The sequence below is a fragment of the Devosia riboflavina genome, assembly GCF_000743575.1.
In the GTDB taxonomy this organism is placed as follows: domain Bacteria; phylum Pseudomonadota; class Alphaproteobacteria; order Rhizobiales; family Devosiaceae; genus Devosia; species Devosia riboflavina.
Map to the genome: position 1 here is coordinate 1 of NZ_JQGC01000003.1, position 19,560 is coordinate 19,560.

Here is a 19,560-nt window from a genome sequence, read left to right on the forward strand (position 1 = left end):
TCAAAGAGCTGACCTTCAAACCACACAGGCAGAACGTCGGTGAGACAACCGTCTCAGATTTGCATCAGACAAAACAAACTCATCATCCGGTTGCCCGGCAGATCGTCTGCCCTGTCAGAAGTCGCTGTCAGTGGGAACAACTTGAAGTCATTCGCGTCGTCAGCGTCGCGGTTTCTAGTGAAGTTCTTTTTCACTGTCAATCGCTTTTTTCGATTTTCTTTTCGGTTCGTTTTGAACTCACCGAGGAGAATTTCGAACTCACCTCTAAGTCAGATTTCTCTTTCTTTTCAGTGGCTTGCCGCAGTTCGTTTCGCCGTTTGGCGCCTCGCTCTGCAGCGGTGAGCGGGGTTATAGGGATGACCTTTGGGGCTGTAAACCCCCTTTTCCAAACTCGATGACATTTCTGTCGTGCTCGAGGGGTGTCGCTGTGGATATCTAGGTGCAAGTGCCGAGAAAACAAGGGGTTTGACCGATTGGTCGATTTTTTGCGGTCATTTGCCGATCAGGACGGCAGGCCTGTGTAATTCTCCGCAAGGCTCTGCTGCGCCACCCGAGAACCGCAGAGATAGTCGAATTCGGCCCGTTGGATGCGGCGTCCGAAGGGACCGGTTTCCGGGAACGTGTGGAGGAGAGAGGTCATCCACCAGGAAAAGCGCTCGGCTTTCCAGATGCGCTGCAGGACTTTTGCCGAGTAGACGTCGATACCGGCGGGCGAGTGATCCAGCGTCGCCTCGATTAGAGCGTCAGCCAAAGTCGCCACATCGCTCATGGCGAGGTTGAGGCCCTTGGCCCCTGTGGGCGGAACGATATGGGCCGCATCGCCCGCGAGGAAGAGGCGGCCGAAGCGCAGGGGTTCGGCGACGAAGCTACGCAGCGGCGCGATCGACTTCTCAATGGACGGGCCCGTTCTCAGCGCTTCTGCGGTTTCGGGATTCAGGCGCAGGCGCAGCTCGTCCCAGAAGCGGGTGTCGGACCAGTCCTCGACCTTTTCGTCCGTCTGCACCTGTACGTAATAGCGGCTGCGCGTATGGGAACGCTGAGAGCAAAGAGCGAAGCCGCGTTCGTGGTGGGCGTAGATGAGTTCGTCGGCGACGGGCGGTTGGTCCACCAGAATGCCGAGCCAGCCGAAGGGGTAGATGCGTTCGAAGGTCGTCAGCGCCTTTTGAGGGACGCTTTGGCGGCTAACACCGTGAAAACCGTCGCAGCCGGCGATGTGGTCGCAGTCGATGCGATGGGTTTTTCCACTCTGGCGGTAAGTGACATAGGGTTTGGCGGTGTCGAAGTCGTAGAGTTCGACGTCCTCAGCGTCGTAGATGCTCTGGGCTTTTCTGACGTTCATGAGGTCTCGGGTGACCTCGGTCTGGCCGTAGACCATGACGTGACGGCCGATGAGGTCCGAGAAATCAAGACGATGGCGGTCGCCGTCGAAACTCAGTTCGACGCCGTGGTGGATGAGGCCTTCGGCATGCATGCGGGCGCCGGCTTCGGCGCGGTCCATCAGGTCGATAGTGCCTTGCTCAAGCACCCCTGCCCTGATGCGGCCGAGGACATAGTCGGGGCTTTTGCGCTCAAGGATGATCGCGTCGACGCCGGCGAGTTCGAGCAGCCGGCCGAGCATCAGGCCTGCTGGCCCGGCGCCGATAATGACAACATTGGTACGCATACTGTTCCCCTCCAGTTAGCACCATCATCAGCGTTTCGGCGAATTGGTGAATGGACAGGGTGCGCAATGACTTGCACTATCCGAACATGAGCACGATCCCCGTCTATGCGCTTTATGGCGAACAGGTCGCGAGCCAGGACTGGCTGCACTGGGAGAGCATCCAGTCACGCAGTCGGCTCTACGGCTATCGGATCGCGCCGCATCGGCATGAGCAGTTTTTCCAGGTGCTGCATCTGACGGGTGGCTGGGCCGGGGTGACGCTCGATGACGGCAAGTTCGATATCCGGCGCGAGGGTGTGGTGGTGGTGCCGGCGCTGACGGTGCATGGCTTTGCCTTCAGCGATGATGTCGAGGGGATCGTTGTTACCTTGATGGAGCGCGATCTCGTCGGGCTGGGGCTCGATCTGCCGGGGCCGATGGTTTTGCAGGGCGCAGCATTTGAGGTGGGCGAGGCGCTGGATCGGTTGATTGCGGAAGCGGATCGGCCGGGGGCGGGACATGAGGCGGCGATGCGAGCGCTGATTACTTTGCTACTGGTGGCCCTTACGCGGGCGCAGCGCGAAGGGCGGCCGGGGGGCGAGGTGGCCGATCGGGCGCTGCTGCATGCCAAGGCGTTTCGGACTCTGGTGGATCACCAGTTTCGGCAATCGCGGAAGATTGGGGAATATGCCGATCAGTTGGGGATCAGCCAGACGCATCTCAATCGGGTGAGCCGGGAGGTGCTGGGAGCTTCGGCGCTGGAGGTGATCGAGCGGCGGATTGCGCTCGAGGCGCGGCGAATGCTGTTGTTCTCGTCGCTCTCGATCAAGGAGATCGGGGCGGAGCTGGGCTATGAGGACCCGGCGTATTTTTCGAGGGTGCTTACGCGGGTGCTCGGGATGTCGCCGGCTGCGTTTCGGAAAGAGGCGCTGGGGCAGTAGGCACGAAGGGCATCGGTCCTAGGTTCTCTTTTCACTTGGAAGAAGGGATTAAGGCCCCCTCACCCGGCCTTCGGCCGACCTCTCCCCCAGAGGGAGAGGTGTCGCTTCGCGACTTTGGTGACCTCCCACCTCTCCCTAGGGGGGAGAGGTCGACGCGGAGCTTCACCGAATTCGCATTCGCGAATTCGGTTGGGGTGAGGGGGCCTTCTCTCAGATCGGGTAATGAATATGTTCGGCGCCCTGGACGGTGATCCAGCGCAGTTCGGTGAATTCGGCGATGCCGGCTTTGCCACCAAAACGGCCGTAGCCGGAGGCTTTGACGCCACCAAAAGGCATTTGGGCTTCGTCGTGCACGGTGGGGCCATTGATGTGGCAGATGCCGGATTCGATGCGGGACGCCACCGACATGGCGCGGGTGAGGTCTTTGCCGAAGACGGCGGCGGAGAGGCCGTATTCGGTGTCGTTGGCGACGCGGATGGCTTCTTCGGTGGTGGCGACGCGGATGACGGCGACAACGGGGCCGAAGGATTCGTCGCGGTAGAGCTTCATGCCCGGGGTGACGTTGTCGACGACGGTTGCCTGCATGATGGTGCCTTCGATGCCGCCGCCGGCGACAACGCGGGCGCCCTTGGAGACTGCGTCCTTGATGAGGGCGTCGATGCGCTGGGCAGCGGAGAGATCGACGAGGCAGCCAAGTGGGGTGTCGCCTTTACGCGGGTCGCCGGCCTTGAGGGAGGCGGCTTTGGTGGCGAGAGCGGCGACAAATTCGTCGGCGATCTTGTCGTCGACGACCACGCGCTCGGTCGACATGCAGATCTGGCCCTGGTTCATGTAGGCACCAAAGGCAGCCGCGGCGACGGCTTCGCCGATATCGGCGTCATCCAAGACGACGAAGGGGGCCTTTCCGCCAAGTTCGAGCAGCGCGGGCTTTAAATTCCGCGCGGCGACTTCGGCGATGTGGCGGCCGACGCGGGTGGAGCCGGTGAAATTGACGCGGCGCACGCCCTTGTGGGCGATGAGCGCTTCGACGAGTTCGGGCGCATCGGCCGGTGCATTGGAGACGACGTTGAGGACGCCCTTGGGGAGGCCGGCTTCAAAGAGTGCATCGGCGATGAGGCGATGGGTGCGCGGGCAGATTTCGCTCGATTTGAAGACGACGGTGTTGCCGCAGGCGAGTGGCGTCGCCAGCGAGCGAACGCCGAGAATGACTGGGGCGTTCCAGGGCGCGATGGAGAGGACGACGCCGGCTGCCTGGCGGATGCCATAGGCCGTGGAGCCGGGGCGGTTCGACGGGATGATCTCGCCGGTAATTTGGGTCGTGAGTGACGCGGCTTCGCGCAGCATTTCGGAAGCCAGCATAACGTTAAAACCGGCCCAGCCGGCGGTCGCGCCGGTTTCGTGGCCCATGGCCTCGATGAATTCGGGGGCTTTGGCGGCGAGCTTGTCGGCGGCGGCGAGGAGGATTTTGCGGCGGGCGCCGGGGCCGGTGCGGCTCCATTCGGGGAAAGCGGCGGTTGCGGCATCGGTGGCGCGCAGGGCGTCATCGACTGTGGCGGCAGCGGCACGCGTGGCCAATTCGCCGGTGATGGGATTGTTTCGTGTGAAGGTTGCCCCGCCGGTGGCTTGGACTTCCTCGTTGTTTATGAGCAGGCCGAGATCGGTCATGCGGGGTCTCCGATGTGGTTATTCTTGGGATTGAGCGTGGGGCGATACCCCCACCTAGCCGCCCCCTCATAGGGGGAGGGACTGATCGAGTTTGTGGCGAGAGCTGATCTCGCCAAGTTCACGATGTCATCCCCGCGAAAGCGGGGACCTCCGTTATCAAACAGGGGTTCCCGCTTTCGCGGGAATGACGCCGAGTGTGGGTGGGGACTGGCGGTCATGCCACCGCTCCCAAAAATGCGCGCTGGACTGCCGGGTCGGCACGGAGGCTGTCGGCTGTCCCTGCCCCGGTGATGCGGCCGGCTTCCATGAGGTAGCCGCGCTGGGCGATGGCGAGGGATGCTTTTACGTTTTGTTCGACGACCAGCATGGCGATGCCGGTTGCGCTGATGCGGCCGAGGGCGGTGAAGAGTTCAGAGGTGACGATGGGCGCGAGGCCGAGGCTTGGCTCGTCGAGCATGAGCAGTTTTGGGCAGCTCATGAGGGCGCGGCCGATGGCGACCATTTGTTGTTCGCCGCCGGACATGGTGCGAGCGATCTGGCCCTGACGTTCGGCAAGGCGCGGGAACAGGTCGAGGACGAGATCGCGCTGGCGCTTTTCGTGCGGGCGGGCATGGGGCGGATGGGCGCCGAGTTGGAGATTTTCGGCAACGGTGAGATCGCCAAAGATACCGCGGCCTTCGGGGACGAGGGCAATGCCCAATTCAGGAAAATCGTGGGCGGGGCGGCCGAGAATGGCTTTGCCTTCGAAGGTCAGGCCAGCGCCGGGTTCGGGGCAGACCAATCCGCCGAGCACTTTTAAGAGCGACGATTTTCCGGCACCATTGGCGCCGAGAACGACGACGGTTTCGGCCGGGGCAATGGAAATGCCGACGCCGTGGAGGGCGAGGTGCTTGCCGTAGCGCAGGGCCGTGTTGGTCAGTTCAAGCATGGTCGTCTCCGAGATAGGCGCGGATGACGGATTTGTCGGCAAGGACATCGGCGGTTGGACCATCGGCTAGGCGGGAGCCCGTGTTCATGACGATGCAGCGGGTGCAGAGCGCTCGCACCGCATCCATAACGTGTTCGACGAGCAGAATGGTGATGCCGCTTTGTCGCAGGCGGGTGATGAGGTCGATGCCGGCGCGCAGTTCCGTTGGGTTGAGGCCGGCGAGCCATTCGTCGAGGAGGAGCAGTTTTGGTTCGGTCGCGAGGGCGCGGGCCAGCTCCATCCGCTTGAGATCAATATAAGTGAGGTTGCTCGCCTGCTCTTGCTGGCGGCCGGCGAGGCCGACATCCGCCAGCAGATTTTCTATCTTTGCTTCGGCTTTGCTACCCCAGAGCGGGTCTTTGCGGAAGGCCAAGGCGGCGAGGACGTTTTCGCCGACTGTGAGGGAGGGCAACGCGCGGACCAATTGGAAAGTACGAGCGACGCCGCGATGGGCGATGCGCTCGGGGCCCAGGGTGCTGATGGTGGTGCCATCGAGGGCGATAGAGCCTGATGTGACGGGCAGATAGCCCGAGATCATGTTGAGCGCCGTGGTCTTGCCCGAGCCGTTGGGGCCGAGGAGGCCGACGGTTTCGCCTGCGGTCAGGGTGAAGGAGAGATCATTCACCGCCGTGAGGCCGCCAAAGCGCTTGGTGACATTGGAGAGAGTGAGAAGGCTCATGCGCGGGCCTCGTTGTTCTTGAAGCGGGCGGTGAGCTTATCCCATGCGGCGAGGACGCCATTTGGCAGGAGGAAGACGATAGCGATGAAGAGGAGGCCCAGAATGATGGAATAGTGATTGGGGAAATTGGCTGAGAGCCACTCGAACAGAAGGAAGAGCGGCACGGCGCCGAGAAGGGGACCGAAGAGACGATTGGGGCCGCCGAGCAGAGCCATGATGACGGTGAGGAAGCTGACCGTTGGATTGAAGACGATGGAGGGCTCGATATAGGTCCAGCGGGGCGCCTGGATGGCGCCGGCAAGGGTCATGACCACTGCGCTCAAGGAGAAGAGTGCGAGTTTGGTGCGCGTGATGCCTATGCCGAGGTGTGAGGCGACGACGGGATCGTCGCCGATGACGCGGAGGGCGAGGCCGATCTTGGCGCGACTGATCCAGAAGGCGAGCGCGAGGGTGACCGCGAGGAGGCCGAGGAGCTGCCAATAGATGTGTTCGGGGCCGATGGGCAGGAACACATAGCGGCCAAGGGTGCGGGTAACGTTGACCTCGTAATAGGTGACGAGCTGGCGCGCGAGTTCGGCGAGGCCGAAGGTGAAGATGACGAAATAGATGCCGGCGAGGCGGAGGGTGGCGAGGCCGACGAGGAGAGCGACGACCAGGCCGATCAGCGCGGCGCAGAGAAGCACCAGCGGATAGGGCATGAGATCGGCGAGGACCGCGACCGTGTAGGCGCCGATGCCGAAGAAGGCGACGGTGGCGAGGGAGATGTAGCGCGTCGGGCCGGAGAAGAGGGCCCAGGCCGTGGCGAGGACGCCGTAGCCAAGAATGCCGATGCCCAAGCCGAGGGGATAAGCGCCGACGAAGAAGGGAACCGCAGCGAGAGCGGCAAGCGCGAGTAGAGGGATCAAAAAAATCATCGGGCGGCCTTTCCGAAGAGGCCCTGTGGCCGGACGACGAGCACGGCGAGGAAGATGAGATAGGTGGCGGCGAGGGTTAGGCCGGGATCGATGAAACTGGAGACCAGGGTTTCGACGACGCCGAGAATGAGGCCGGCGGCGAGCGCGCCGAGGAGATTGCCGACGCCGCCCATGATGACGACGATCAGCGCCTTCATGGTGAAGATGACGCCCATGGTGGCCGAGAAGGTCAGATACATGGAGACGACGACGCCACCGGCCGCGGCGAGGCCACCGCCGAGAGCGAAGGCGAGGCGGGCGACGTGATCGACATTGATGCCGACGAGGGGCGCCGAGCCGGGATTGGCGGCGACGGCGCGAATGACGGTGCCGAAGCGGGTGCGGGTGAGGAGGAGCCAGAGGCCGACGCCGAAGAGCACGGCGAGCGCGAAGGCGAGGAGACGGTTGGCGGCAATGGTGGTGCCGAGGACGTCTATCGGGACCGCGAGGAAAGAATAGCTCTGGTAATTGGCGCCGAAGAGGACGAGCGCAACGCCCTGAATGACGAAGAGGAGGCCGAAGGTGGCGAGGATGGAATCGCCTTCGAGGCGGTCGCGGTTGGGCGAGCGGCGGGCGAGTGGCTGCAGCATGAGGGCGTAGACGAGCCAGGAGAGCGCGAAGCCGAGGGGGACGATTATGAAGAGAGCGATGAGCGGATTGAGGCCCGCGGCAGTGAAGAGGAGCATGGCACCGAAACTGCCGGCGATGATGAGATCGCCATAGGCCAGGTTCATGATGCGGGCGACACCGTATTGGAGGGTCAGGCCCATGGCGATGAGCGCATAGGTGCCGCCGAGGACGAGGCCGGTGAGAATGGCGGAAAAGAGCATGTTTGCTCCTGGAATTGGGGTTCCCGCTTTCGCGAGAAAGACGTGGTGATTTTAGGGTGAATCCGGGGCTCCCCATACCCCCACCCTCATTCCCTCCCCACAAGGGGGAGGGAGGCGCAGGCTGAGATTTCACGGCTCCATCGTCTCCCTCCCCCTTGTGGGGAGGGATTAAGGGTGGGGGTGCCTTAGCTCGCAGGAACCCAAGCCGGTTTCGGCACGACCGGTTCGCGGGCGGCTTTGCCTTCGGTGTGGGCGAGGCCGACGAATTTGCCGTCTTGCCACTGGCCGACGGTCCACAAAGCGCGGAGCTGGTTGTCGACGAGTTTGACCTTGCCAAGGATCGTGTCGAATTCGCCAGAGGCGATTTCGGCAGCGACGGCGGATTTGTCGAGGTCCCCTACCCGCGTAATGGCCTGGCCGAGGATTTCGAGGCTGGCATAGGTGACAGCGCTGGCCCAGCTATCGGGCGCCTGGCCGACGAGGGCGGTGTGGCGCTCGAAGTAAGCAGCGATCGCTTCGCTGTCGGGGTCGATGCCGCCGACGCCCATGACGCCATTGTGGTTAGGCCCCGCGACATTGGGATAGATCGGGAAGGCAGTGCCGACGCCGAGGTAGAAGATTTTCGGGCTGAAATTGGCGACGACGGCCTGCTGGGTCAGTGCGAAGGTATCGGGCGGATAGGAGAAGGCGACGAATGTATCGACGCCGAGGCCCGAGACTTCATTGATGATGGGCGCGAAGTCGGACGTGCCGAGCGGATAGGTCTTGTCGTAGACGAGCTCGAAACCGGCTGCCTGGAAAGCGGGCGTTGCGGCCTTGGAAAGGTCGATACCAAAACCGTCTGCCACTGAGGCAATGGCGACCTTGTTGTTTATCGCGCCGGCATCGCGCTGTTTGACCAGGAGATCGACCAGGGCATTGGCATAGTCGTGGCCGCCGCCGAGGAACCAGAAGGAATTCTTCCAGCGCTGGACCAGTTGTGGGGCCATATCGGTGACCGCCGTGCCGGCGAGCTGGGGGAAGCCGAAGCGATCAAAAGTCGGGCCGGCGGCAAGGTTGGAACCCGTGCCCCAGGAGGGCAGGATGAAATCGACGTTGTCCTGGGTGGCGAGGCGCTCGATGGCCCTGACGGTTTCTTCAGCGGAGGAGCGGTCGTCATATTCGGTGACTTCCAACTTCAGCGTCACGCCGAGTTTTGAGAGCTCAAGGCCGCCGGCCTTGTTCACGTCGTCGACCCAGAGCAGGTAATTAGGAATGGTGGAGATGCCGGCGCCGCCGGCATTGGCGCCGGTCTTGGACACAGCATAGCCGATGCGGATGGCGGTGCGGTCCTGCGCGAAGGTGGGCAGGCTGGCGAGGGCCGTGGCGAGTGCCCCGGTGCCCATGGCTTGAAGCAGCGTTCTACGAGACAGAGTCGTCATGTCGTCCTCCCATGCCCGCTCCTGGCGGGCGCTTCCCAAAATCTCGGCTCCAGACCCATGCCTTTTCGGCGGTTTTGGGTGTCCGGTTCCGACCCTGATGAAACGCTAGGCCGGGTTTGACTCGAGCGAAATGGACAAAACTGAGAGAGTTTTGTATTTTTTGGGACGTTTTTGGGGAGAGGAACGTGCATCAGGCGATTGCTCAAGGGGCGCGGGTCGAGGGGCCGGATGTCGAGGTGACGGACCTGACCGGGAGCCTCGGGCCATCGGAATGGAGTTTTGCCGGGGACCGGGCGCGGCGCTCGGCGCATGGGTTTTTGCTCAATGCCGGCGAGGGCGAAGTGTGGCTGGGCGATATGGTCACGGCGGTCCGGGGGGCGTGCCTCATCTGGTTGCCGGGTGGACGAGGCGGACAGTTGCGGCTGGCGGCGGGGGCACGGGGGGCGGCGCTGACGGTTTCGGATGGCGCGCTGGCGCGGGTGGTGCCGGCCACCGCCATTGCCGGGCCGCTGCGCGAGGGCATGGAGAGGCCGCTGCTCGGCGTGCCGCTCGATGGCAAGGCCGCGCGTGGGATTGGTGCGGATATTGCGGCGCTGAGCGAAGAACTGCTTGAAGATCTGCCGGGGATGCGTGAAGCGGTGATGAGCCGGCTTTGCCTTGTGTTGATCGCCTTTTGGAGGCTGGGCGGCGGGGGCACGCGGCCAGCGCAGAGTTCGCCGCGCATGCTGGTGCAGGGCTTTTTGCAATTGGTGGAGCTCAATGCGCGGCGGCATTGGCGGGTGGCCGATTATGCGCGGGCCATGGGGATCACGACGGATCGGCTGAATACGGCGATCAAGCGGGCGACGGGAGTGACGCCGCTCGACCTGGTGCATCGGCGGTTGCTGGAGGATGCGGAGGCGCTGCTGGAGCGCTCGGCCCTGCAGGTGGGGGAAGTGGCCGATGCGCTGGGGTTTCGCGATGCAGGCTATTTCAGCCGGTTCTTTTCGCAGCGGAAGGGGATTTCGCCGGGACGTTTCCGGCAGCAGGCTGCGCAAAGGCTAGGGCGGCGGGACGGGTCTTATGCGGCTTGGCCCTAGCGGAAACCGGCCGCGACATTGCGGATGGCTTGCATCAGTGCCGTTGCGGCGAGGGTCGGGATGGTGTCGGCGCGCGTCGTAAAGCCGACGGGGCCGGTGGTTTCGCTGGTGTCGATCGGCAGCAAGGCGAGCTGATTTTCTTCGACATCCTTGGCCACCACGCCTTCAGAAATGATCCAGATGGCGTCGGTCTGGCGGACATAGGAGCGGCCGAAGGCGTTGGAGACGGTTTCGACTTCGTCGCGGATGTTGGAAATGCCGTGGGCCAGCAGCATGCGGTCGACATGGTGGCGGATGACGGCATCGGGCGTGGGCATCAGCACCTGATAGGGTTCAATCAGGCCGAGGTTGAAATCGGGCACGCTGAGCAGTGGATGGTCGGGGCGCACGACCATGACGACGCGCTCGGAATAGAGATGCTCGAAGGCGAGGCCGATCATCACATCGGGCTCGGCCATGCGGCCGATGACGAGATCGACATCGCCGGTGCGCAGGAGCGAGAGCAGGTAATTGTTGGGGCCGGTGATGATGCGGGTGTGGACGCCGGGATCGTCGGCGGTGAAGGTTCTTACCGCTTCAGGGAGAATGCGGGCGGAGACCGTCGGGAGGGCGCCAACTTTTACCGTCGTCGCCTCGCCGCCGGAGCGGGCGGCGTCGATGCCCTGGCGGAGGGCGGCGATGGACGTGGAGGCGTAGCGATAAAAGGTTTCGCCGAAGGGGGTGAGAAAAAGCTTGCGGCGGGAGCGATCGAACAGCGTGCTTCCAAGAAACTCTTCGAGCTCCTGGATGGTCTTGCTGGCGGCGGGTTGGGAGATGTTGAGGGCTTCGGCGGCGTTGACGACACTGCGAAGCCGCGCGACTTCGAGGAAGCACGCGATGTGGCGCAGCTTTATGCGCGGATCGATGATGCGTTGCGCCACAGGCGGCTCCTCCGGTTATGCGACTGGCTATTACCGGCGCATTTTCTGCGCTTCTCGAGGTCATCGATAAGTAATAGGTTATAACTCGTCCAGAGCTAATCATTTTACTTGGGGTTTTGGGGGCCTTACACCGAGACTGAGAGGGAGGCCCCATGAACTTTGCCCGCATCAATGGCGTGCTGCTGCATTTTCGCGTTGTCGGCCCTGAAGGCGCGCCGGTCGTTGTGCTCGCCAATTCGCTCGGCACGGATGCACGTATCTGGGACGGAGTAATTTCGCGGCTGGCGACCACCTATCGCGTGGTTTCCTATGACAAGCGCGGGCATGGGCTGAGCGATATTCCGGCGGGCGACTACACGCTGGATGACCATCTCGATGATCTTTTTGGGCTGGCCGACCATCTCGGCATCGAGCGCTTTGCGCTGGGCGGGGTGTCGATTGGCGGGCTGATTACGCAGGGCGCGGCCTTGCGGGCGCCGGAGCGGTTGACGGCTTTGGTGATCTGCAATTCGGCGGCGAAGTCGGGCGACCATGCCTTTTGGGCGGCACGGATGAATGCTGTGCTGGAGAACGGCGTGGCGTCGATTGCCGATGGGATCATGGAGCGCTGGTTCAGCCCGACATTTCGTGCAGAGCGGACAGAAGAATTGGCCGGGTGGCGCAACATGTTTTTGCGCTGTGACTCAGAGGGCTACGCCGCGACCTGCGCGACGCTGCGCGATGCGGATCTGCGGGACAGGATCGGCACCATCAGACTGCCGACGCTGCTGGTGGCGGGGGAAAGGGATCTCGCCATGCCGGTGGCGCAGGTTGAGGCCACGGCCAAAACCATTGCTGGGTCGCGGTTCGAGGTTTTCCCCGGCGTGGGACACATTCCATCCATCGAGGCGCCGGAAAAGCTGGCGCAATTGATGCTCGAATTTTTGAAGGAGGCCGGTCATGGCTGAGACGACGCTTTACGACCGGGGCATGGCGACGCGCCGTTCGGTTCTGGGCGATGCCCATGTGGACAATGCCTCGGCGAAAATGACCGAATTCGATGCCGACTTTCAGCAGTTCATTACTGAGGGCGCCTGGGGCAGCGTGTGGTCGCGGCCGGGGCTGACGAAGCGCGAACGCTCGATGATCACGCTCGCGCTGCTGGCCGCCTTGGGCCATGATGAGGAAGTGGCGATGCATGTGCGGGCCACGGCCAATACGGGCGCGACGCCGGACGACATAAAAGAAGCGCTGTTGCATGTGGCGGTTTATGCCGGGGTGCCGGCGGCCAATCGGGCGTTCAAGATCGCCCGGGAAGAACTGGCGAAGCGGGAAGGGAATGGGCAATGAGCGGTATTATTCTGCCCGGCGCCGATGGCGTTCTTTATCAGCGCGACCGCGCGTGGCATCCGGCGGCGGATACGCCGGGATATAAGAGCACGACGTTTCGCGCGCCCAAGCACAGCCTCCTGGCGCTGGGGCCGACCAAGTCGGAAATGACGGGGCCGACTTTTGGGCACGAGAAGCTTGGGCCGCTCGACAATGATCTCATCCGCAATTTCAGCCAGGACGGCACGGAAGCCATCGGACAGCGGATGATCGTTTATGGGCAGGTGCTCGACGAGAATGCGCGGGCTGTGCCGGGCACGCTGGTGGAATTCTGGCAGGCCAATGCCGGGGGACGCTATCGGCACAAGAAGGAAGCCTATCTCGCAGCGCTCGACCCCAATTTTGCGGGTTTTGGGCGGGCGGTGACCGACGAGAACGGGTTTTATTCGTTCCGCACCGTGAAGCCGGGTGCTTATCCTTGGCCCAATGGTGGCAATGACTGGCGGCCGGCGCACATCCACTTTTCCGTCTTCGGCCATGCCTTTGCGCAGCGGCTGATTACGCAGATGTATTTCGAGGGCGATCCGATGATCTGGCAGTGCCCGATCGTCGCGACGATCAACGACAAGGCGGCGATCGACCAACTGACCGCTCGCCTTGATCGGCACAATACGACGCCGATGGATGCGCTAGCCTATCGCTTCGATATCGTGCTGCGCGGGCGGCGTTCGACCATGTTTGAAAACAAGCTGGAGGGGAACTGATGCTGCATCCCGTTCCGACGCTGAAGGAAAGCCCGTCGCAGACGGCCGGCCCCTATGTGCATATCGGCATGACGCCGAATTTTTGCGACCTGCCGGGGGTCTATGCCGCCGATATGGGCTCGACCATGATCAATGGGGACGTCGAGGGCGAGCGGATTACGCTTTCCATTCGGCTGATCGATGGCGCCGGTGTACCACTTAGCGATGGGCTGGTGGAAATCTGGCAGGCGGATGCGAGCGGCAGTTTCGTTTCGCCGACGGCGCCCAATTCCAATTCCGTGCCGGCCTTTACCGGCTGGGGGCGGCAGGCCTCGGACGCGAACGGCGTGACGGTTTTCGAGACGATCAAGCCGGGGCGCGTGGCGGGACCGGATGGAAAACCGATGGCGCCGCATGTGTCGCTGTGGATCGTGGCGCGCGGCATCAATATCGGGCTGCAGACGCGGCTCTACTTTGAGGACGAGGACAATGAAGGCGACTTCGTGCTCAACAAGATCATGGACAAACGCCGGCGGCAGACGCTGATTGCGCGAAAGGACGGCGCGCGGCGCTATCACCTCGATATCCATCTCCAGGGGGAGAAGGAGACGGTGTTTTTTGATATTTAGGACGACATGACCGCCCTCCTCTCTGCCCTCACCGGCGATCCGGAAATCGAAGACCTGCTCTCGGACGAGGCGCAGCTTGGGGCCATGTTGGCCTTTGAGCGCGCACTGGCCGAGGCGAGTGCGGATTGCGGGTTTGTGCCTGCCGAGGCGGCTAGCGCCATTGTTGCGGCGACGGAGAATTTTGCGCCGGATTGGGCGGAGCTGGCGGCGGGGATGGCGCGGGACGGCGTGGTCGTGCCGGCGCTGGTGAAGCAATTGAAGGCGGCAGTTCCGGAGGAGCACCGCCCTGCCCTGCATAAGGGTGCGACGAGCCAGGATGTCATTGATACGGCGCTGATGCTGCAGGTGGCGAAGGTGCTTGGCGTCTATGAGACGCGGCTGTCCTCGCTTTTAGCGGCGCTGGAAGAGCTGGCGCATTTGCATGGCGACACGACGCTGATGGCGCATACGCGGATGCAGGTGGCATTGCCGACGACTTGGGGCGCGAAGCTGGCGAGTTGGGGCGAGCCTTTGCAGCGGCATCTGCGCGCGATCGCCGGAATGCGACGGAGCCTGCTGGTCATTCAGCTTGGCGGGCCGGTGGGAGATCGCGGGAGCTTTGAGGGATTTGGCGACGCCATAGCCGCGGGCACGGCGAAGCGGCTTGATCTTGGATTGGCGACGCCGTGGCAGGCGCAGCGTGATCCGATTGCGGCGCTGGGGAATTGGCTGGCGCTGATTGCGGGGACGCTGGGGAAGATCGGCGCCGATGTGGCGCTGCTGGCGCAGAACGAGGTGGCCGCAGTGACGCTGGAAGGCGGCGGCGGGTCTTCTGCCATGGCGCACAAGAGCAATCCGGTGAATGCGGAAGTGTTGGTGGCGCTGGCAAGGCAAGTCGCGGGGCTTGCGGGCACGCTCAATCAGGCGCTGGTGCATGAGAATGAGCGCTCGGGCGCTGCCTGGACGCTCGAATGGCTGACGCTGCCGCAGATGCTGGTTTCGACGGGAGCGAGTTTGCGGCTGGCGCAGAAGCTGGTTGAGCAGATCAGGGTTGTCTGAGACCCACCGCGTCATTCCCGCGAAAGCGGGGATCCCCTGTTTTGAAACGGGGGGCCCCGCTTTCGCGGGGATGACACCGAGAGCGACACTAGTATCGGTTATAGATTTTGCCAGTTGCCGCTCATTTTTGGTAGTTCTGCTAATTTAACATAACCCTCAACCTATATATTGGCCTCGCCATTTCATTTCCGTTCGCTGCTCCCCGATGGCAAATATGCTGTCGGCCCAGCCGAAAGGACAGAAAATGGACAAGACAGTGCCCGATCTCGCCGCTGCCGTAGCGGGGATCGAGGACGGCATGGTGCTGATGGTGGGTGGGTTTGGCGGCTCGGGCGCGCCGATTGAGCTTATTCATGCGCTGATTGATCGGTTCAAGGCGACGGGGAGTCCGAAAAACCTCACCGTGGTCAATAACAATGCCGGCAATGGGCGGATCGGCATTGCCGCGATGATCGATGCGGGCATGGTAGCCAAAATGGTGTGCTCGTTTCCGCGCTCGGCTGATCCGCGGGCTTTTACGGAAAAATATCTCGCGGGCGAAATCGGGCTGGAGCTGGTGCCGCAGGGGACGCTGGCCGAGCGCATTCGCGCGGGTGGCGCGGGCATTCCGGCTTTTTATACGCCGGCGAGTTTCGGGACCGATGTGGCCAAGGGCAAGCCGGTCGCCGAGTTCGATGGCAAGAGCTATGTGCAGGAGCGTTGGCTAAAGGCCGATGCGGCGCTGATCAAGGCGGAGCTGGCCGACACGATGGGAAACCTCACCTATCGCAAGGCGGCGCGGAATTTTTCGCCGCTGATGGCGGCGGCGGCGAAGCTGACGATCGTGCAGGCGACAAAAATTGTCGCGCCGGGCGAGATTGATCCCGAGCAGGTCGTCACACCCGGGATTTTTGTGAACCGCGTGGTGGAAGTGGCGAATGCAAGCCAAGAGGAAGCCCTGATGCGCGATGGAGTGGCTTACGCATGAGCACAAAACTTTCCAACGCGCAGATTGCCTGGCGCGCTGCGCAGGATATTGCGGACGGGGCGTATGTGAACCTCGGCATCGGCTTTCCGGAAATGGTCGCCAAATTCCAGCCGCCGGGGCGGCAGGCGATTTTTCATACCGAGAATGGCGTTCTTAATTTCGGCGAGGCGCCGCCGTCGGGTGAGGAAGATTGGGACCTCATCAATGCGGGGAAGAAGGCGATTACGCTGAAACCCGGCGCGGCGTTTTTCCATCATGCCGATAGCTTTGGCATGGTGCGCGGCGGGCATTTGGATGTGGCGATCCTTGGGACCTATGAGGTCGCGGAGAATGGCGACCTTGCCAATTGGTCGACGGGGCCCAAGGGCGTGCCGGCTGTGGGTGGAGCGATGGACCTCGTGCATGGGGCCAAGCGCGTTGCCGTTGTCACCGACCATGTGACCAAGGACGGAAAGCCGAAATTGGTGAAGCGTTGCACCCTGCCGCTGACCGGTGTGGGCTGCGTGACGCGGGTTTATTCGAGCCTGGCAGTAATCGATATCGAGGATGGGCGCTTCGTGCTGCGCGAAAAGCTGGCTTCGATGCGTGTCGAGGAATTGCAGGCGGTGACGGGGGCGGAGCTGGTGCTGCCTGATGTGATTGGCGACCTCGTGGCGCCGGAGGTTTCGTAAAATGGCTGAGGCTTTTATCTGCGCTTATAAGCGCACGCCGATCGGGCGGTTTGGTGGGTCGCTATCTTCTGTAAGGCCGGATGATCTGGGTGCCATTCCGCTAAAGGCGCTGATTGCGGAGCAGGCCGGCGTCGATTGGGAGGCGGTCGACGATGTCATTTTTGGCAATGCCAATCAGGCCGGCGAGGACAATCGCAATGTCGCCCGGATGAGCCTGCTGCTCGCTGGCTTGCCGGTGGGCGTGACGGGGACGACGATCAACCGGCTATGCGGTTCGGGCATGGATGCGGTTATTGCGGCGGCGCGGGCGATCAAGGCGGGCGAAGCTGAACTGGTGATTGCCGGCGGCACCGAGTCGATGTCGCGGGCGCCGTTCGTGTTGCCAAAAGCCGAGACGGCGTTTTCGCGCAATGCGGAGATTTATGACACGACCATTGGCTGGCGCTTCGTCAATCCGGCTATGAAGGCGCTTTATGGTGTCGATTCCATGCCCGAGACCGGCGAGAACGTGGCGCGGGAATTTGGCGTATCGCGGGAGGCGCAGGACGCATTTTCGGTGCGCAGCCAGGACAGGGCTGTGGCGGCGCAGAAGAGCGGGCGGCTCGGGCAAGAGATCGTGCCGGTATCCATCGCCCAAAAGAAAGGCGATCCGGTTGTGGTCGATACCGACGAGCATCCGCGCGCCGGGACGACGGTGGAGACGCTGGCGAAACTGCGGCCGCTTTTTCCCGGTGGGAGTGTGACGGCGGGCAATGCTTCGGGGGTGAATGATGGGGCTGCGGCACTGATCATTGCTTCGGAAGCTGCGGCGAAGAAATACGGCCTGACGCCGATCGCGCGCATTCTGGGTGGCGCCACTGCCGGCGTCGAGCCGCGGATCATGGGCATGGGGCCGGCGCCGGCGAGCAAGAAGCTCTTTGCGCGGCTAAAACTTTCGGCCGGCGATTTTGGTGTGATCGAGCTAAACGAGGCTTTTGCGAGCCAGGGCATTGCTGTGTTGCGCGATCTCGGGATTGCCGAAGATGATCCGCGGGTGAACCCGAATGGCGGAGCGATTGCGCTGGGGCATCCGCTGGGGATGAGCGGCGCGCGGATTACCGGGACGGCGGCATTGGAACTTGCTCTGACCGGCAAGAAAAGGGCGCTGGCGACCATGTGTATCGGTGTCGGCCAGGGTATTGCCGTGGCACTCGAGAGGGTCTAGCCTGGCTCTTTCGATAGACTTGCTTTCATCCTCAAAGCATATGCGGTAAGGAATCGTAAACCTTTTGACGGCAGAAGCCGGCATAGTGATCACAATATGCTTGCGCGGCGCCGGGACATTGTTCTGCCATCAAGGCGCCGCGATTTGGGCTTAGGTGCCGCAATTGAAGCATCCGCAAAAGGACGAAGGCATGACGGCACGGGCCATACCACTGGCGGGACTTTTGGCGCTGGCGGTCATCGTCTCGGGCTGCTCCATGTCCGGCATCAAGCCGCTTCCGGGCAATAAATCGGCCACCGCCGCCATTGCCTCGATGGCTCCCGTGGCCGCGACGCCGACGCCGGCGGGCCATGTGCCCAAGGCCGTCAATGTGCCGCGCGCCGGCTCGGACCTGCTGCTCGGCTTTGCCGCCAGCGAGCGCGGTTCGCTCGATGGGCTGATTTCGCACTATTCGACCGCCTACAGTGTTCCCGAAGCGCTCGTGCGCCGGGTGATCAATAAGGAAAGCGGTTATAACGCCGCGGCGCGCAACGGCCCCTATTACGGGCTGATGCAGATCAGCTATCCCACCGCGCGCGGTATGGGCTTTTCGGGCGAGGCTTCGGGCCTCCTTGATGCGGAAACCAACCTGCGTTTTGCGGTGCGTTATCTCGCCGGTGCCTATGTGACGGCCGGCGGCAACCATGACCGCGCCATGCAGCTCTATGCCAGCGGCTATTACTATGACGCCAAGCGTCAGGGCCTGCTCGAAAAGGCTGGTCTGCGCTAGAGGCCTCGGGCCCCTTCGTATCTTCTCTATCTCATCCCTTCTCTCGTCATTGCCGGGCTTGTCCCGGCAATCCACGGCGCGCGCTGAAGTATGGACCACCGGGACAAGCCCGGTGGCGGCGATGGCTTATGGCTGAGCGCCACAATTGCGACGTTGTGGGACGTGAGAACCGACCCGCGGCCGAAGTGCCGGGGGAGATTCTTGTGCGACTGTCTTTGTTTGCCGCCGCTCTGGCGGGTGTTTTTGCCTTGTCCGTTCCGGCGCAGGCGCGGGATATTTGTACGCTAATTGCCGATGCGGCGACGCGGACGGTCCTTCACCAGGAGGGCGACTGCGAAACGCGGGTGACGCCGGCTTCGACCTTCAAGGTGGCGCTGGCGGTGATGGCTTATGATGCCGGGATCATCACTTCGGCGCATGAGCCGAAATTGCCGTTCAAGGAGGGTTATGCCGACTGGATGGGTGACGCCTGGCGACAGGACACGGACCCGACCATGTGGATGGTCAATTCCACCGTCTGGTATTCGCAGCGGCTAGCCGAGATGCTGGGGGCGGAAAAGCTGACCGCCTACGCCCAAAAGTTTGGCTATGGGAATGCCGATTTTTCCGGCGATCCGGGGCGAAACAATGGGCTCGAACGGTCGTGGATTTCGTCGTCGCTCAAAATTTCGCCGCTGGAACAGGCCGGGTTTGTTGCGGCGCTGGTCGATGGGAAGCTGCCGATATCGGCGGCGGTTATGGCCGGGGCGATGGAACTGGTGCAGCAGGGGGGCGCGAGCGAAGGCTGGACGCTGCGGGGCAAGACCGGCTCGGCCTATCCGCGGCAGGCGGATGGTAATTTTGATCGGGCGCGGGGCTGGGGCTGGTATGTGGGCTGGGCCGAAAAGGGCGACCAAAAGCTGGTCTTCGTCCGGCTGGCGCAGGATGAGCAGCGGCACCAGGTGAGTGGCGGGCTGAGGGCGCGCGACGAGTTGGTAGAAGATTGGGCCGGGTTGGTTGGGGGCTTGGGGCTTTAGGAGCCCCTCCCCCAACTACCGGAGCGTCAGCCTCGGGCTTGTCCCGAGGGTTCCGTGCTTATTGCAGCCTCGGCAAGTGAAGTGTCCTCGGGTCGAGCCCGAGGACGACGTTCGGTGG

Annotated in this window: 21 protein-coding genes; 13 read left to right on the forward strand and 8 right to left on the reverse strand. The window is 62.8% G+C overall.

Annotation, left to right across the window (positions count from 1 at the left end):
- A partial coding sequence (locus tag JP75_RS26415; RefSeq protein WP_160194630.1) for a hypothetical protein occupies positions 1–398 on the forward strand: 398 nt, incomplete at its 5' end.
- A 104-nt stretch (positions 399–502) separates the two neighbouring features.
- On the opposite strand, the gene pobA is transcribed toward JP75_RS26415, so the two are convergent.
- Positions 503–1,663, reverse strand: a complete 1,161-nt coding sequence (gene pobA, locus JP75_RS03275; protein ID WP_035079284.1) for a 4-hydroxybenzoate 3-monooxygenase — start codon at positions 1,661–1,663, stop codon at positions 503–505.
- Between the two features lie 50 nt (positions 1,664–1,713).
- Here pobA and JP75_RS03280 point away from each other — a divergent pair, with 50 nt between their 5' ends.
- Positions 1,714–2,583: a helix-turn-helix domain-containing protein gene (locus JP75_RS03280; RefSeq protein WP_244446242.1), complete on the forward strand. Its 870-nt coding sequence runs from the start codon at positions 1,714–1,716 to the stop codon at positions 2,581–2,583.
- A gap of 210 nt (positions 2,584–2,793) precedes the next feature.
- On the opposite strand, the gene JP75_RS03285 is transcribed toward JP75_RS03280, so the two are convergent.
- From JP75_RS03285 to JP75_RS03310, 6 genes are all read right to left on the reverse strand, one after another.
- Positions 2,794–4,248 (reverse strand): aldehyde dehydrogenase, encoded by a 1,455-nt coding sequence (locus JP75_RS03285; RefSeq protein ID WP_035079287.1) that lies wholly within the window; start codon positions 4,246–4,248, stop codon positions 2,794–2,796.
- 214 nt (positions 4,249–4,462) lie between these two features.
- The gene (locus JP75_RS03290) at positions 4,463–5,176 is read right to left on the reverse strand and encodes an ABC transporter ATP-binding protein (protein WP_035079290.1); all 714 of its coding nucleotides are present in this window, start codon (positions 5,174–5,176) and stop codon (positions 4,463–4,465) included.
- A complete protein-coding gene (locus JP75_RS03295) occupies positions 5,169–5,894 on the reverse strand; it encodes an ABC transporter ATP-binding protein (RefSeq protein ID WP_035079292.1) in 726 nt (241 codons plus the stop codon). The genes JP75_RS03290 and JP75_RS03295 overlap by 8 nt, the downstream gene beginning before the upstream one ends.
- Positions 5,891–6,808: a branched-chain amino acid ABC transporter permease gene (locus tag JP75_RS03300; RefSeq protein WP_035079295.1), complete on the reverse strand. Its 918-nt coding sequence runs from the start codon at positions 6,806–6,808 to the stop codon at positions 5,891–5,893. The genes JP75_RS03295 and JP75_RS03300 overlap by 4 nt, the downstream gene beginning before the upstream one ends.
- Positions 6,805–7,677: a branched-chain amino acid ABC transporter permease gene (locus JP75_RS03305; RefSeq protein ID WP_035079298.1), complete on the reverse strand. Its 873-nt coding sequence runs from the start codon at positions 7,675–7,677 to the stop codon at positions 6,805–6,807. Before JP75_RS03305 ends, JP75_RS03300 begins: the two co-directional genes overlap by 4 nt.
- Before the next feature lie 185 nt (positions 7,678–7,862).
- Positions 7,863–9,098 (reverse strand): amino acid ABC transporter substrate-binding protein, encoded by a 1,236-nt coding sequence (locus tag JP75_RS03310; protein ID WP_035079301.1) that lies wholly within the window; start codon positions 9,096–9,098, stop codon positions 7,863–7,865.
- Positions 9,099–9,283: 185 nt separating this feature from the next.
- On the opposite strand from JP75_RS03310, the gene JP75_RS03315 reads away from it, so the two are divergent.
- On the forward strand, positions 9,284–10,177 hold the full coding sequence (locus JP75_RS03315; protein ID WP_051960269.1) for a helix-turn-helix domain-containing protein: 894 nt from the start codon (positions 9,284–9,286) through the stop codon (positions 10,175–10,177).
- Here the strand turns inward: JP75_RS03315 and pcaQ are convergent.
- Positions 10,174–11,085, reverse strand: a complete 912-nt coding sequence (gene pcaQ, locus JP75_RS03320; protein WP_035080119.1) for a pca operon transcription factor PcaQ — start codon at positions 11,083–11,085, stop codon at positions 10,174–10,176. The genes JP75_RS03315 and pcaQ overlap by 4 nt on opposite strands.
- A 164-nt stretch (positions 11,086–11,249) precedes the next feature.
- On the opposite strand from pcaQ, the gene pcaD reads away from it, so the two are divergent.
- The 10 genes from pcaD to blaOXA all read left to right on the forward strand — a co-directional run bounded on the left by pcaD (position 11,250) and on the right by blaOXA (position 19,442).
- Entirely contained in the window at positions 11,250–12,044 is a 795-nt protein-coding gene (gene pcaD, locus JP75_RS03325; RefSeq protein ID WP_035079304.1) for a 3-oxoadipate enol-lactonase, read from the forward strand.
- Entirely contained in the window at positions 12,037–12,426 is a 390-nt protein-coding gene (pcaC, locus tag JP75_RS03330; protein ID WP_035079307.1) for a 4-carboxymuconolactone decarboxylase, read from the forward strand. The genes pcaD and pcaC overlap by 8 nt, the downstream gene beginning before the upstream one ends.
- Complete coding sequence (pcaH, locus tag JP75_RS03335) at positions 12,423–13,169, forward strand: protocatechuate 3,4-dioxygenase subunit beta (protein WP_035079311.1); 747 nt, start codon at positions 12,423–12,425, stop codon at positions 13,167–13,169. The genes pcaC and pcaH overlap by 4 nt, the downstream gene beginning before the upstream one ends.
- A complete protein-coding gene (gene pcaG / locus JP75_RS03340) occupies positions 13,169–13,777 on the forward strand; it encodes a protocatechuate 3,4-dioxygenase subunit alpha (protein ID WP_035079314.1) in 609 nt (202 codons plus the stop codon). Before pcaH ends, pcaG begins: the two co-directional genes overlap by 1 nt.
- A gap of 6 nt (positions 13,778–13,783) precedes the next feature.
- A complete protein-coding gene (locus tag JP75_RS03345; RefSeq protein ID WP_035079317.1) occupies positions 13,784–14,815 on the forward strand; it encodes a 3-carboxy-cis,cis-muconate cycloisomerase in 1,032 nt (343 codons plus the stop codon).
- A gap of 244 nt (positions 14,816–15,059) precedes the next feature.
- A complete protein-coding gene (locus JP75_RS03350) occupies positions 15,060–15,782 on the forward strand; it encodes a 3-oxoacid CoA-transferase subunit A (RefSeq protein WP_035079320.1) in 723 nt (240 codons plus the stop codon).
- Complete coding sequence (locus tag JP75_RS03355) at positions 15,779–16,453, forward strand: 3-oxoacid CoA-transferase subunit B (RefSeq protein WP_035079325.1); 675 nt, start codon at positions 15,779–15,781, stop codon at positions 16,451–16,453. Before JP75_RS03350 ends, JP75_RS03355 begins: the two co-directional genes overlap by 4 nt.
- Position 16,454: 1 nt before the next feature.
- On the forward strand, positions 16,455–17,657 hold the full coding sequence (pcaF, locus tag JP75_RS03360) for a 3-oxoadipyl-CoA thiolase (RefSeq protein ID WP_035079329.1): 1,203 nt from the start codon (positions 16,455–16,457) through the stop codon (positions 17,655–17,657).
- 163 nt (positions 17,658–17,820) lie between these two features.
- Positions 17,821–18,426, forward strand: coding sequence for a transglycosylase SLT domain-containing protein (locus JP75_RS27330; RefSeq protein ID WP_425277254.1), 606 nt, complete (start codon positions 17,821–17,823; stop codon positions 18,424–18,426).
- 209 nt (positions 18,427–18,635) lie between these two features.
- Positions 18,636–19,442 carry a class D beta-lactamase gene (gene blaOXA, locus JP75_RS03370; protein WP_425277263.1) on the forward strand — a complete coding sequence of 269 codons (807 nt, stop codon included), beginning with the start codon at positions 18,636–18,638 and terminating at the stop codon, positions 19,440–19,442.
- Positions 19,443–19,560: the final 118 nt, after the last annotated feature.